Genomic DNA, 13,826 nt, shown 5'->3' with positions numbered 1-13,826 from the left:
CGACCAGGACGAGTCGACAGCCTACCTTGCCGCAGGCAGTGCACCGCAAACCCGTGAGAGGCGGTCCCGCGGCGGGGGTTGTCCCCACCCGTGATCCGGTGGCCACCCGCATCCCGGCCGGGCTCCCGCCGCCGTACGTTCATGGGGTGCGGCTCGCCGGTCCGGCGCCGCAAGGGGAGTCGTCGCAGGGGGAGTTCGTCATGACCGTCCATCCGTTCCGCACCCGTACCGCCCGCGGTCTCGCCGCCGTGGCGGCCGTGGCCGCTGTCGCCGCGACGGCCTCGGCGTGCGGGGCCGACGCCTCCGACGACGACCACCCCGACCACCGTTCCTTCGCCCTCCAGGGCCGCACCCTCACCGTCGACTCGGACGACGCCGCCCTGGAACTCGTACCGGGCGACAGCGCCAAGGTCGAGGTGGTCCGCTGGTTCCGGGGCTCCACCGTGATCGGCTCCGATCCGAAGGTGACGTGGAAGTGGCAGGAGGACGAGGACCGGCTCACCCTGCGCCTGCATTGCAGCGGGTTCATCGCCGACTGCTCGGCGCGCCACCGCGTGGAGGTGCCGCGCGGTGTCGCCGTGGTCGTCCGCAGTGACGACGGCAGTGTCCGCGCGAACGGTCTCGGCAAGGGTCTCGACATCGCGACGAAGGACGGTTCGGTGCGGGTGGAGGACGTGTCGGGGCCGCTGCGGCTGCGCAGCGACGACGGTTCTCTGCGCGCCTCCGGCGTCGACGCCAAGCGGGTGTCCCTGCACACCAAGGACGGCTCGGCGCGTGTCGCGCTGCGCACGGCCCCCGACCGGCTCGACGCCACCAGCGACGACGGTTCGCTGACCCTCGAACTCCCCGGTTCCGCGAAGTACCGCGTGGACACGCACACGGACGACGGCCGGGTCGATGTCTCGGTGCCCCGCGATGACGCCAGCGCGCACCGGATCTCGGCCCGTGCGCAGGACGGGAAGGTCACCGTGCGCACCGCGGACGGAACCGCGGACTGACCGGCTCGTGTGTTCGCCCTTGACCGGTGGGAGAATGGAGACCGGTCAGGGCGGACGACGGCACGGGCAGCACGGGGAGTGGTTGGTGACGACGGCGAAGAACGAGCGCCCCGGCGAGGTGCGCCCGGCCACGACCGGGACGGGTCAGGGTGCGCGGCGCGGGCCCCGTTCCCGCCCCCACCCCCGCCCCCGTCCGCTCCACGATCTGCTCGTCCTCACGCTGCTGCCGCTGCCCGTGCTGGCGGCGGCCATGACCACGGCTTTCGCCGGTGGCGGCACCCGGAAGTGGTTCGGTGGCCGGGCCGAGTCGCAGCGTGCGGAGGCGCAGGCGGCGAAGGACGCCGCGGCGGCCGCGTTCTACGAGCTGGACACCGCCCAGCGGGACCTGCGCATCTCGATAGAGACGATCACGGCGGTCGACGACTCCCCGGCCGCGCGCCGCGCCGTCGGCGAGTTCGAGCGGCTCGGGGCCCGGATCGACGAGGTCAGCGCGCAGTACATCAGCGCGGTCGACGCCCATGACCTGGACCGGGACGATCTGGAGGCGAGCGTCGCGGCTCGCGCGCGGGCCGATCTGACGCAGGCCAAGGACCAGTTGCTCCGGACCAAGCAGGACCTGGACCGGTTCGCGCAGGGGCTCGGGCCGCTGCTCGGCAAGGCGGAGACGCAGCTGGCGCGGCTCGCCCCGTCCGTGGAGCGCGCCCGGCAGGCCCTGCTCGCCGCGACGACGGCGCTGGACACCGTCCGCGCGGCCGGGCTGAAGGCCGACGACCTGGCGGGCCGGCTCGCCGCGCTCGGCCCCGAGCTGACCAAGCTGAACCAGGGCGCGGGGCAGCACGGCGTCCCGGAGACGCTGGAGCGCGCCGAGCGGGTCGCGCGGGACGCCGAGTCCGTACGGGCGGAGGCCGAACGCCTGCCCGAGCGGGCCGCCGAGATCGACCGGCGCCTCGTCTCCCTGCGCACCAGGGCGCAGGCGCTGACCACGCGCGCGGGGCAGGTCGAGCCCATCCTCAGCGAGCTGCGGCGCCGGTTCACCGCGGCGTGCTGGCAGGACCTCCAGCGCGTACCGGACGTGGCCGCGGAGAACGTGCGGCAGGCCGAGACCAAGCTCGCCGAGGCCCGCGCCGCGCGCGACGAGCAGCGCTGGCCCGACGCCACTTCGCTCCTCTCCACCGTGCGGGCCCTGCTCAACACGACGGACGAGTCGGTCTCGGCCGCGTCCGACCGGCTGCACCGGCTGAACGCGGTGGAGAAGGACCCGCAGCAGGAGATCGACCGCACCCGGTTCGCGATCCGTGACGCCCAGCGCCTCGCCATGGCGGGCCGCTCCACGCCCGACCCGCGCCACGCCCGCCCGCTCGACGACTCCGTGGCCCGCCTGGACCGCGCCGTCGAGGGCCTGGAGGGCCGCCACCCCGACTACTGGCACTTCCTCACGGAGACGGAGGCGGTCCGGGAGACGGCGGCCCGGGTCGTGGCGCGGATCCGCGAGGAGCGGGGCGGCGCCTGACAAGGCACCCCCGCCGCCCGCCCAACCCCGCGTCACGCAGAGCGAATTGATCTCGTACGGAGACCCGTGCGAGCCTGCTCCCCATGACCAGCTCCCCACCGCTGCCGCACGGGCACGACGTGCACCGCGCCGCGGTGGAGACCCTGGCCCGTCGCATCGCGGACGGCGCGTACGTGGTCGGACGCCGACTGCGACTGCCGTCCCTGGCCGCCGAGTTGGGCTTCGTCGAACCGGTCATCGGTGAGGCGGTACGGGTGCTCGCGGCGAAGGGCGTCGTGGACGCCGCGCACCGGGTCCGCCCCCGGGCCGAGTGGAACGTGCTGGACGCCGACGTCCTGCGCTGGACCCTGGCCCACGCACCGCCCGGCCCCCTCGACATCCTCCCCGACCTGCACGAACTGCGCCGCGCCGTCGAACCGTCGGCCGCGGCCCTGGCCGCCCAGTTCCGCTCGGAGGCCGACCTGCGGACGCTGGACGCGGCGCTGGCGTCGATGGCCGAGGCGGAGCGCCTGGCGAACGCCCCGCACCCGGAACTCGCCGCACGCGCCGACGTCGCCTTCCACACGACCCTCCTCAGGGCCTCGGGCAACCGTTTCTTCGCCCGCCTCTCCCACGTCCTGGCCCCGCCCCTCACCGCCCGCGCCGAACACGTGCACGCGGGCCCGCACCACCACCCGCTCCCCGTCCACGCCGAGGTCGCGGCGCGCGTACGGGACCGGGACGCGGACGGCGCCTACACGGCGATGCTGGAACTCCTCGACCTCTCGCTCCAGGACGACCCGACCCCGTAACCTCGACCCATGCCTCGTTACGAATACCGCTGCCGCACCTGCGGCGACACCTTCGAACTCCGCCGCCCCATGTCCCAGTCCTCGGCCCCCACCCCGTGCCCGTCGGGCCACGAGGACACGGTGAAGCTGTTGTCGACGGTGGCCGTGACGGGCGCGGCGGCCCCGGCCCCCTCGCCGAGCACGGGCGGCGGTGGCGGGGGTTGCTGCGGCGGCGGCTGCTGCGGCTAGCCTCCGGCGACCGGGAAGGCGACCGCCCGGGGCCGCCCGGGGCCGCTTCACCGGCCCCGGGTCACTTCACAGCGCCCCCAGGAACCCCCGCAGTACCGCCTCCCCCGCCAGTACCCCGCTCTCCGCGAGAACCGTCAGGCCCGGCATCGTCCAGCCCGTCTCCGCGAGTTCGCCGTGGGCCGGGCGCCATGCCTGGGTCACCGCTTGGAGGAGATCCGCGTCCAGGAGGGAGTCGCCCGCGCCGAGGGTGCGTTCGGCGCCGGTCCTGCGGGCCACCTCGCGTACCGCCGCGCCCTTGGTCAGCGGTTTCGGAACGGCGTAGACCTTGCGGCCCTGGAGGGAGACGTTCCAGCCGACGCCGTCGGCCCACGCGGCGAACTCCTTGACCCAGGTGGGCGGCAGCAGGGCCCGGTCCACCACGAGGTAGGCGAACAGGTCCTCGGCGACCCGCTCCTTCAGCAGCCACGCCGGGTCCGCGGCGGCGACCATCCGCTCGCGCACCTCGCCGAGCGGCGCGCACCCCGAGTCGATCCGCGCGGCCACCGCCGCGCTCCAGTCGGGGTCGGACACCCCGTCGACCAGGAGGTGGCCGCCGTTGGCGCAGATCGCGTACCTCGGCACCGGGCCCGGCAGCCGCACCCGGCCGTACTGCTCGCGGGTCCGCGTCGTCGTCGGCACGAACACCGAGCGCCGCGCCAGCTCCGCGAGCAGTGCGGCCGCGTCCTCGGTCACGTACGACAGCGGCTTGCTCTGGTACACCTCGACGCAGAGCAGGCGCGGCGCGAGCGCGTCGGGCATGGTCAGGCCGAGCGCCCCGGCCGAGTAGATGAGCGTACGGTCGAGGTCGCTCGCGACGACCGTCATGGGGACAGCGGAGCTCACTTCGCCGCCACCGCCTTGCCGTCCCCGCCCGTCGCCCCGCGCGTGAACCTCGGGTGGATCAGGCCGACGCAGGTGTACGGGAGGCCGTCGACCTCCTCCACGGGCACCCCGCGCTGTTCCGCGAGCAGCCGCACGTGCGCGAGGTCGGCCCCGGCGCCGGTCCGCGCCAGGATCTTCCAGGGCACGCGGCGCAGCAGCACGCGTGTCGTCTCGCCGACGCCGGGCTTGACGAGGTTCACGTCGTGGATGCCGTACTCCTCGCTGATGCGTTCGACGGCGGCCCAGCCCTCCCAGGTCGGGGTGCGATCGGCCCCGAGCATGTCCTTGACGTCGGAGTCGACCGCGTCGCGCACCGCGTCGAACCGTTCCTCCACCGCGTCGAGGAAGTGCCGCGACACGTCCGCACCGGCCAGCTCCGCGTAGAACTTGGCGCCGTGGAAGTCGTTCGGCCCGACGAGGTCGGAGCGGAGCACCGTGCGCGAGATCAGCCCGGAGACGGTGGAGTTGAGGCAGGCGGAGGGGATCAGGAAGTCCTCGCGCGTCCCGTAGGTCCGTACGCACGAACCGGGGTCGGCGAGCACGGCTATCTCCGGGTCGAACCCCTCGAACTCCGCTACCGCGGCGGCCAGTTCGCGGGTGATCGCCCCCTTGCCCGTCCACCCGTCGACGAAGACGACGTCGGCCGGGTCGTGGTGCGCGGCGAGCCAGCGCAGCGCGTTCTCGTCGATGCCCCGGCCGCGCACGATGGATATCGCGTAGTGCGGCAGTTCGAGGCCGTGCCGCCGCAGCGCCCAGCGCCGCATCAGCACGCCGACCGGCGTCCCCGCCCGCGCGAGCGACACCAGGACCGGGCGCGGCGAGCGCTCCGCGAACACCGTCTCGGTAACGACACCGACCGCGTGCGCGATCCGCTCGGCGGACGCGTCGAGCGCGGCGTGGAACAGCTCCTGGTACTGGGCGCTGGGCTGGTACTCGACCGGCAGCGACTCCGCGTAGTGCGCGCCCCCGCTCTGGATGGCCTCCTCGCGCTCCTCGGTCGGCGCCTCCAGGGTCACGTCCGAGAGGTCCCGCAGCAGCCAGCCGACCTCGTCGGGCGCGTACGAGGAGAAGGCGGGACCGCGCAGCGGCTCGGGCAACGACATGGACGACCTCTCCTGGCTTCTCTCCGGCACGTACGACGGCAGCACGACCACGACCACCCGGCCCGCGTGCTCGGCCACCCGCTCCACCAACCCGCCGGACGCTTCGAGTTCGGCCCGGTCACCGGCCGAGTCGAGGACGACGACGACCGTGTCGAAGCCGCCGCCCGCCACGTTGTACGCGTACCGCTCGCCGGGCCCGTCGGCCGGCGCGTCGTGCGCGGGGAAGACGAGGCGGGTGCGGATCGCGTACCCGGGGTCGTCGACGGCGAGGACCGGCGAGCGGGTGGTCGTGGAGAAGGAGACGTCGGCGCCGCTCTCCTCCAGGGCGGTGGCGAGGCGCAGCGGCGCGTACATCAGCTCCTCGGTGCCCAGGACGAGCACGCGTCCGCGCGTGTGCGGGGCGAGTCGTGCGGCCATGGCGGGCAGCGCCGCTTCGAGGCGGACCCGGTGGGCCGGGGTGAAGCCGTGCCGGCCGCCGTCCGGCACCCCGTCCGGCCAGCCGAGGTCACCGACGCGGACGATGTCGCCCCGCTCGCGCCGGGCCGCGGGCACGACCGCACCCTCGTGGGCGGCGACGAGCGCCTGCCCCTTCTCCAGGACCCCGTCGGGCAGCCGCACCTCGCCCCGCGCCATGACGACGAGGTCGACCCGGGCGCCGATCTCCTCCGCGAACGCCTCCAGCCGCCCCTGGTCGCCGGGCGAGCGCATGTCGACGAGCGCGACGATGACGTAGTGCGCGCGGGCGTGCAGCTCGTGCAGGGCGCGGATGGTGTTCAGGACCGTGTTGCCGGTGGAGAACTCGTCGTCGACCAAGACCAGCGGGCCGTCCCCGGCGAGCAGCTGCGGGTCCTCGGGCAGCAGCAGGTGGGAGGTGGCGTGCGAGTGAGACTCCTCGAAGCCGCCCGCGGGGGCCACCCCGTCGACGGGACGGCGCGTGGAGTGCAGGTACGGCGCGAGCGCGAGGCCGTCGGCGACCGAGTGGCCGAGGCCCGTCGCGGTCTCGGCGTACCCCAGGACGACGGCGCGCGCCGCCGCTTCGTCACCGAGCAACTCCCTTACCCGTATGCCCAGTTCGCGTCCCGCGCCCCACACCACCGAGGGGCGCTGCGGCACGTGCTTGCCGAGCACGTTCGAGACGAGCAGGTGCGCGCGCTTGGGGTTGCGCCGCAGGGCGAGGCCCAGGAGCGCGGGCAGTTCCTGGTCGCCGGTCAGCTCGACGCCGAGCCGCTCCGCGACCCACGTACCCGACCACACGGTGTTCACTTTGTTCTCTGTGTCCTCTGCTCGGGTGGCGGTCCCAGCCACGCTCTCGGTCATGAGGCGGGCAGCCCCGCCGTCAGCAGCTCCACGAACCCGACGTCCTCGCGCGCCACCCCGAACGCCTCCGCGCGCGTCAGCGTCCGCTCGGCCCAGGCGCGGTGCGGCTTCACCTCGTTCATCTTGTTCGTGTACGACGACCTGAGCACCCCGCCGCCGCCCCGCTCGGGCCGCAGGATGTCCCGGGCGTCGCTGTACTCCTCGTGGCTGACGACGGAGAGCGCGTGCACCGGCAGGACGTGGGTGGGGTGGATGCAGGTCTTGCCGAGCAGCCCGTTGGCCCGGTCCAGCTCGATCTCGCGCAGCAGCCCGTCCAGGTCGTGCCTGATCAGCGCCTCGCGCAGGGTTTCGGCGCCCTCCTCGAGGAAGGGACTGCGGCGCAATTGCGGCTTGAACATCCGCTCCTGGTGGCGGAAGTACTCCCAGACCGGTCCGGTGACGGTGAACCCGGTGCCGTCGGCCCGGCCGAGGCGGTTGACGACGTCACCGATGACGGAGGCGACGATCTGGACGTCGTACGCGGTCATGTCGGGCGGCCTGCGCAGCCCGTACGCCGAGCAGAAGTCGGTGACGCCGAGGCGGAGGGCGAGGACGCGGTCGCGGTACTTGTCGACGGTGCGGGCGATCCCGTCGAGGGTCTCGGTGCGCGTCTCCAGGTGGAGCAGTTCGGGGGACTCCAGGACCGGCATGGCGAACAGCCTGCGTCCGGTGACGGCCTCGGCGGCGGTGAGCGCCTCCAGGAACGGAACGCCCCGCTCCTCCGTGAACTTCGGCAGTACGAATCCGGACAGCAGCGCGACGGCCGGTCCGAGACGCTGGACGAGGTCGGTGATCTGCCGGGGCGCGCGGACGCGGATGAAGAGCAGCGGCGTCTCGGCCCCGCGCGCGGCGAGGTCGGCGAACTGGCGGACCAGGTTGTCCTCGGCGCCGCTCACCTCCTCGTCCCCTATCGAGTCCTCCAGGCACAGCACCATGGAGACGACGCCGCGCCGCGCCTGCTTGAGGACGTCGTCGGCGAGGTGCGGCCGGGTGGCGGGGCTGTACAGGGTGGCGCCGAGCGCCGCCGCGAGGACGCGGGGCGCGGAGTCCGCACCGAAGAGCGCGGGCTCCCGGTGGAACAGACGCTCCCGCACCTCAGGCGCGATATGCCCGAAATGACGCATTAGTCTCCCTGCTTGTTACTGGGCCGCCCGGCTTGATGTGGCCGGTAATAGTACGTACAAACTTGTGTCAACAGTTCCCGGGTGCAATGAAATTCTGGTAACCCGTGCGTGTCGTACGGCGTTCCGCCCCGCCCCCGCTCCCCGGGCGCCCCGCGTCCCCTTCGAACGCGAGTACCCCGCGTTGTCCCGGCCCACCGCGGGAAGGCAGGATGACCGTATGACGCACGCGATGCTCAAGGGGGCGAACGTCCCGCTCGACGCCACGGCGGTGCGCGCCGTGCTCCGCTGGACCCCCGGGCAGGGCGTACCGGCGGTGGACGCCTCCGCGCTGCTCCTCGGCGCCGACGGCAAGGTCCGCTCCGACGAGGACTTCGTCTTCTACAACCAGCCGCGCCACCCCTCCGGCAAGGTCTGGCGGCTCGGCCAGAAGCGCGTGCCGGAGGGCATGACGGACACCCTCCAGGCCGACCTCGCGGGCATGCCGCAGGACATCACCCGCATCCTCTTCACGGCCTCCGCCGACGAGGTCGCGTTCGAGCACGTGCAGGCGCTGCGGATGGTGGTGTACGACGCCAGCGCCGAGGGCGCCGAGCCGCTCGCCCACTTCGACATCAAGCCGGAGACGGGCGCGGAGACCGCGATGATCTGTGGCGAGCTGTACCGGCGCGGCGACGGCTGGCGGCTGCGCGCGGTCGGCGAGGGCTACTCCAACGGCCTGGTCGGGCTCGCCACGGACTTCGGCATCTCGGTGGACGAGTCGGCCGCCGCGGAGCCCGCACCGGCCCCGTCGGCACCGTCTCCGTCCGCACCGTCCCCCTCGGCGACGGACACGTCCGCGCCGACCGTGCCCGCCGCCCACCCGGCGCCCGCGGCCCCCGCCCCGTCCTTTCCGCTGCCGCCCCAGCAGCCGCCGTCGTACGGCTATCCGCCGCAGGCCACGGCGCAGCCGGCGCCGCCGTCCCAGCCCGCGTACGGCTATCCGCAGCCGGTGGCGGCGGCCCAGCCCGACCAGGAGTTCCGGCTGCCGCCGCAGGGGCCGCAGTTCATCGGACGGTGAACCGGTACGGGCGCGGGGGCGGCTAGCGCTCCCCCACCTTGGACTTGTAGCCGCGGCCCCACTGGAGCCCCCAGCCGTACAGCCGGTCCAGCTCGGCCTGGAACCCGTACACGAACTTCACCTCGCGCCGCACCACCAGGTCGCCCTTGACGTTCTCGATGGAGATGACGGCGCAGGAGCGGGCCTGCGGCGCGCGCTCGTCGAGGCTGATCTCGATGCGCGGGCCGTTGCTGGGGTAGAGCGTCACGATCGCGTGCGTACGGTCGAAGGCCGGCGTCTGGTCGTAGATGTAGACGAAGACGAGCAGCCGTTTGATGGCGTCGCGATGGTCGAGATTGACGTACATGGTCTCGCCGGACGCCGAGCCGAACCGGTCGTCGCCGCTGAGCTTCACGTACGGCGGCGCGTTGAGCGAGCCAAAGAAGCTGCCGAGCGGCTGTACGACGCCCTTCTCGCCGTCGGTCAGCTCGTACAGGCAGCCGAGGTCCAGGTCGACATTGACCATGGACTGGGTGTGCGCCTGCACGACGTCCGGTTTGAACATGCTGAACGGATGGCGGATCAGGCTGTTCTTCTCGAATCCGCCGATGTCCGAGGTCCGCATCCGCCAGGACAGATTGACGCGGAGGTTGCCGGTGGTCGCGCCCTGCTTGGAGAGCGAGATCGTCGGATGTCGTTTGGTGAGTTCGATGGCGTTGGTCGCCGCGCTCCCCGAGTCGAAGTCGAACTGCGCGGAGCCGCCGCGCCAGAGTTTGTCCCACAAGGACATGCCGCCCCCAACTGCCGATGCCGAGTCGCCCGTTCATGCCGATCGTGCCGATCATGCCGAACGGGGCGGTCGCGGGGAGGCAATGCCTCGTGCGACCGCCCCGTCCGAAGCGTTCCAGGATTGGGGCCCGGCTAAAACCCCGGGGGCCTCTCTCCAGGTCAGACCCCGGAGGAGACCTCACTCTTGTCCGGGCTGCCCGTGTTTCCCTCCTCGGCCGCGAGGCGCTTGTTGCGGCGCACCGAGGAGAAGAAGGACCAGGCGATCAGGACGACGCCGATGAGGCCGGTGATGATCTCGTTGATCTCGTAGCGGATCGTGACGAGCAGGATCACGGCCAGAGCGCCGATCGCGTAGTGCGCGCCGTGCTCCAGGTAGACGTAGTCGTCGAGGGTGCCCTGGCGGACCAGGTAGACGGTGAGCGAACGGACGTACATGGCGCCGATGCCGAGGCCGAGCGCCATGATCACGATGTCGTTGGTGATGGCGAAGGCGCCGATCACACCGTCGAAGGAGAACGACGCGTCCAGGACCTCGAGGTAGAGGAACATGAAGAACGCGGCCTTGCCGGCGAGGAGCACGGCCGACTTCGGCTTGGTCCCCTCACGGGCCGCCCGCTCCTCCTCCTCGTGCTCGCGCTCCTCCTCTTCCTCCAGGCGGTTCTCGAAGAAGCTGGAGAGCCCGCCGACCACGAGGTACGTGATGAGACCGGCGACGCCGGAGATGAGGACCGTGGACTGCTTGTCCGCGTGCACGCCGCCGTGCTGGTGCGCGTGGACGGCGAAGGTCATGGCGCAGACGAGGAGCACGATCAGCGCGATGCAGACCGACAGCATGTCGACCTTGCCGAGCTTGGCGAGCGGGCGCTCCAGCCAGCCGAGCCACTTGATGTCCCGGTCCTCGAAGATGAAGTCCAGGAAGATCATCAGCAGGAACATGCCACCGAAGGCGGCGATGGACGGGTGCGCGTCGGTGACGAGCTGCTGGTAGCGGTCCGGCTGGTTGAACGCGAGGTCGACCGCCTCGACCGGGCCCATCTTGGCGCTGATCGCCACGATGACGACGGGGAAGATCAGCCGCATGCCGAACACCGCGATCAGCACGCCGACCGTGAGGAAGATCTTCTGCCAGAAGGCGTTCATCTTCTTCAGGACACCGGCGTTGACCACCGCGTTGTCGAAGGAGAGGGAGACCTCCATGATCGCGAGGATCCCGACGAGGCCGAGCGCCGTCCAGCCGTCGTAGAACACCGCGGCGATCAATCCGAGCACGGTGATCGCGAACGACCAGCCGAAGGTTTTCAGAACCACTGACTACCCCATCGTGTGTACGGGTTTCCCCGTGCTGGTTGTACGGGGCTCCCCCGCTCCGTGCACGGCTTTAGCAACGCTTTAGGAAACGTTGACTCCGAAGTCTAGAGCGATGCCCCGCAGACCGGACGCATACCCCTGACCGACTGCACGGAACTTCCACTCTCCGCCGTACCGGTACAGCTCGCCGAAGATCATCGCCGTCTCGGTGGAGGCGTCCTCGGAGAGGTCGTAGCGCGCGAGCTCCTGGCCGTCCGCCTGGTTGACCACGCGGATGAACGCGTTGCTCACCTGGCCGAAGGTCTGCCCGCGGTTGTCCGCGTCATGGATGGAGACAGGAAAGATGATCTTGTCGCAGGCGGCCGGCACTTTCGACAGGTCCACGATGAGCGACTCGTCGTCGCCCTCGCCCTCACCGGTCAGATTGTCCCCGGTGTGCTCGACCGAGCCGTCCGGGCTCTTGAGCTGGTTGTAGAAGACGAACCACTCGTCGCCCATCACCCGGCCGCCGCTGCACAGCAGCGCGCTGGCGTCCAGGTCGAAATCGGCCCCGGTGGTGGAACGTGCGTCCCAGCCGAGCCCGACCAGGACCTGCGTGAGGTTCGGTGCGGCCTTGGAGAGGGAGACATTGCCTCCCTTGGCGAGCGTGACGCCCATGATCCCTGGTCCTCCCCGCGTGTAAGACAGTGCTGTGGTCGAGCGCGTCCGGCGCCGCACTGCGAGAGTGCGGCGCCGGACGGGTGAGCGTGCCGCGCGTACGGCGACCGCTCGTGTGGCTACTGCCGGCTCAGACGTTGACGCCGAAGTCCTGCGCGATGCCGCGCAGGCCCGAGGCGTAGCCCTGGCCGACGGCGCGGAACTTCCACTCCGCCCCGTTCCGGTACAGCTCGCCGAAGACCATGGCGGTCTCCGTCGAGGCGTCCTCGGAGAGGTCGTACCGGGCGATCTCCGCGCCGCCCGTCTGGTTCACGACGCGGATGAAGGCGTTGCGCACCTGGCCGAAGGACTGCTGGCGGTTCTCGGCGTCGTAGATCGAGACCGGGAACACGATCTTGTCCACGTCGGCCGGGACCGCGGAGAGGTCGACCTTGACCTGCTCGTCGTCGCCCTCGCCCTCACCGGTCAGGTTGTCGCCGGTGTGCTCGACCGAGCCGTCCGCGCTCTTCAGGTTGTTGAAGAACACGAAGTCCTGGTCGTTGCGGACCTTGCCCTCCGCGTTGATCAGGATGGCGCTGGCGTCCAGGTCGAAGTCCGTACCGGTGGTGGTGCGGACGTCCCAACCCAGGCCCACGACGACCGCTGTGAGGCCAGGGGCCTCCTTGCTCAGCGATACGTTGCCGCCCTTGCTGAGGCTGACTCCCACGAGTCCTCCCTATGGTCTGTAGGGGCGGGGAGCCCCGTAGTGCGTCTTGTATCGGATCAACGTCTGGATCCTAGTGAGGGGTTCCCACCCCGGCGAGGTTCCCGCCGGGTGTCGTACCCCGGGAATCCGGAAAAACCGCTTTACAGGGCTTCGAGCGCCTTCGCGTACTCGTTGAGGTCGCGGGCGTCGGGCAGGCCGTTGACGACCGTCCAGCGGACCACACCCTCCTTGTCGATGATGAAGGTGCCGCGCACCGCGCAGCCCTTCTCCTCGTCGAAGACGCCGTACGCGCGCGAGGCCTCGCCGTGCGGCCAGAAGTCGCTCAGGAGCGGGTACTCCAGGCCCTCCTGCTCGGCGAAGACCCGCAGGGAGAACGGGGAGTCGTTCGACACGGCGAGCAACTGCACGTCGTCGTTGACGAACTTCGGCAGCTCGTCCCGCAGGGCGCACAGCTCGCCGGTGCAGACCCCGGTGAAAGCGAACGGATAGAAGAGCAGCACCACGTTCTTCTCGCCGCGGAAGTCCGAGAGCTTCACGGTCTCGCCGTGCTGGTTCCTCAGCTCGAAGTCCGGAGCCTGGGTGCCGACCTCGATCGCCATGGTGAAGCTTCCCTTCGATGGGGCTGTTCGGGTGGCTTCACCCTAGTTGGCGGCGGGTGCGCCCCTCCGCCGACCCCACGCGCAAGCGGCGAGGCCCCGCGGGCGCACGTGTGCGCCCGCGGGGCCTCGTCAAGGTCTCCCGGGTCCTTACCGGTCCCGCCGGGCCGGTCTACCGCTTCTTGGCGGCCGTCTTGGGCGTCACCAGCCTGCTCCCGGTCCAGTCCTTGCCCACGCTGACGCCCTTGGTCTGCGAGAGCCCGGCGGTCGTGGCGGCCTCGCCGATCTCGCTCGGCTCGACGTACCCGTCCCGCCCGGTCTTCGGCGTCAGAAGCAGGATGTAACCGCCGTCTTCGATGTACGTGGTGGTGTCCACCAGCGCATCAGTAAGGTCCCCGTCGTCCTCACGGAACCAGAGCACCACGGCATCAGCCACGTCGTCATAGTCCTCGTCGACGAGCTCTGTGGCGGTTACGGCCTCGATGGCCTCACGGAGCTCCTGATCGACGTCCTCGTCGTAGCCGATCTCCTGGACCACCATGTCGGTCTGGAAACCAAGCCTTGCGGCAAGGTTCGTCTCCGCGTGGTCCGCGGTCGCGCTCACGGATTGCCTCCTGATCATGTTTATGAATGTCTGAGCCTCGCGCAGGCGCGAAGCGTTGGCCGTAGTCCACACGTGCGCGACGGATCGCGCAAGTACCCG

The 13,826-nt window shown here is 71.3% G+C and carries 14 protein-coding genes; 5 read left to right on the top strand and 9 right to left on the bottom strand.

Features of this window, described 5'->3' with window-relative positions; translation table 11 throughout:
- The first annotated feature begins 200 nt into the window (after positions 1-200).
- The 4 genes from ABZ877_RS22570 (at position 201) to ABZ877_RS22555 (ending at position 3,527) form a co-directional block, all read left to right on the top strand.
- Positions 201-998 carry a DUF4097 family beta strand repeat-containing protein gene (locus ABZ877_RS22570; protein ID WP_361073997.1) on the top strand — a complete coding sequence of 266 codons (798 nt, stop codon included), beginning with the start codon at positions 201-203 and terminating at the stop codon, positions 996-998.
- Positions 999-1,203: 205 nt separating this feature from the next.
- Positions 1,204-2,508 carry a hypothetical protein gene (locus ABZ877_RS22565; protein ID WP_361074087.1) on the top strand — a complete coding sequence of 435 codons (1,305 nt, stop codon included), beginning with the start codon at positions 1,204-1,206 and terminating at the stop codon, positions 2,506-2,508.
- An 83-nt stretch (positions 2,509-2,591) separates the two neighbouring features.
- Positions 2,592-3,299, top strand: coding sequence for an FCD domain-containing protein (locus tag ABZ877_RS22560; protein WP_361073995.1), 708 nt, complete (start codon positions 2,592-2,594; stop codon positions 3,297-3,299).
- A gap of 9 nt (positions 3,300-3,308) precedes the next feature.
- The gene (locus ABZ877_RS22555; protein WP_361073993.1) at positions 3,309-3,527 is read left to right on the top strand and encodes a zinc ribbon domain-containing protein; all 219 of its coding nucleotides are present in this window, start codon (positions 3,309-3,311) and stop codon (positions 3,525-3,527) included.
- Between the two features lie 66 nt (positions 3,528-3,593).
- Here the strand turns inward: ABZ877_RS22555 and ABZ877_RS22550 are convergent, their stop codons facing one another.
- From ABZ877_RS22550 to ABZ877_RS22540, 3 genes are read right to left on the bottom strand one after another with little or no spacing between them, the layout of a single operon-like run.
- A complete protein-coding gene (locus ABZ877_RS22550) occupies positions 3,594-4,391 on the bottom strand; it encodes an HAD family hydrolase (protein WP_361073992.1) in 798 nt (265 codons plus the stop codon).
- 14 nt (positions 4,392-4,405) lie between these two features.
- Positions 4,406-6,868 (bottom strand): phosphoribosyltransferase, encoded by a 2,463-nt coding sequence (locus ABZ877_RS22545; protein ID WP_361073990.1) that lies wholly within the window; start codon positions 6,866-6,868, stop codon positions 4,406-4,408.
- On the bottom strand, positions 6,865-8,031 hold the full coding sequence (locus tag ABZ877_RS22540; RefSeq protein WP_361073988.1) for an HpcH/HpaI aldolase/citrate lyase family protein: 1,167 nt from the start codon (positions 8,029-8,031) through the stop codon (positions 6,865-6,867). Before ABZ877_RS22540 ends, ABZ877_RS22545 begins: the two co-directional genes overlap by 4 nt.
- Positions 8,032-8,248: 217 nt before the next feature.
- Between ABZ877_RS22540 and ABZ877_RS22535 the strand changes: the two genes are divergently transcribed.
- Positions 8,249-9,088, top strand: a complete 840-nt coding sequence (locus ABZ877_RS22535) for a TerD family protein (RefSeq protein ID WP_361073986.1) — start codon at positions 8,249-8,251, stop codon at positions 9,086-9,088.
- 22 nt (positions 9,089-9,110) lie between these two features.
- Here ABZ877_RS22535 and ABZ877_RS22530 read toward each other — a convergent pair whose 3' ends face one another.
- The 6 genes from ABZ877_RS22530 to ABZ877_RS22505 all read right to left on the bottom strand — a co-directional run bounded on the left by ABZ877_RS22530 (position 9,111) and on the right by ABZ877_RS22505 (position 13,727).
- Entirely contained in the window at positions 9,111-9,857 is a 747-nt protein-coding gene (locus tag ABZ877_RS22530; protein ID WP_361073984.1) for a Tellurium resistance, read from the bottom strand.
- Positions 9,858-10,015: 158 nt separating this feature from the next.
- The gene (locus tag ABZ877_RS22525; protein WP_361073982.1) at positions 10,016-11,164 is read right to left on the bottom strand and encodes a DUF475 domain-containing protein; all 1,149 of its coding nucleotides are present in this window, start codon (positions 11,162-11,164) and stop codon (positions 10,016-10,018) included.
- 81 nt (positions 11,165-11,245) lie between these two features.
- Complete coding sequence (locus tag ABZ877_RS22520; protein ID WP_361073980.1) at positions 11,246-11,821, bottom strand: TerD family protein; 576 nt, start codon at positions 11,819-11,821, stop codon at positions 11,246-11,248.
- Positions 11,822-11,951: 130 nt separating this feature from the next.
- Positions 11,952-12,527, bottom strand: a complete 576-nt coding sequence (locus ABZ877_RS22515) for a TerD family protein (RefSeq protein WP_361073978.1) — start codon at positions 12,525-12,527, stop codon at positions 11,952-11,954.
- 140 nt (positions 12,528-12,667) lie between these two features.
- Positions 12,668-13,126 carry a peroxiredoxin gene (locus ABZ877_RS22510; RefSeq protein ID WP_361073976.1) on the bottom strand — a complete coding sequence of 153 codons (459 nt, stop codon included), beginning with the start codon at positions 13,124-13,126 and terminating at the stop codon, positions 12,668-12,670.
- A gap of 169 nt (positions 13,127-13,295) precedes the next feature.
- Entirely contained in the window at positions 13,296-13,727 is a 432-nt protein-coding gene (locus tag ABZ877_RS22505; protein ID WP_361073974.1) for a DUF3052 domain-containing protein, read from the bottom strand.
- Positions 13,728-13,826 lie beyond the last annotated feature (99 nt).

It is taken from the genome of Streptomyces sp. NPDC046939 (assembly GCF_040644575.1).
Classification (GTDB): domain Bacteria; phylum Actinomycetota; class Actinomycetes; order Streptomycetales; family Streptomycetaceae; genus Streptomyces.
Note: the sequence above shows the minus strand (reverse complement) of the source record. Positions and strands in the feature narration are given on the sequence as shown.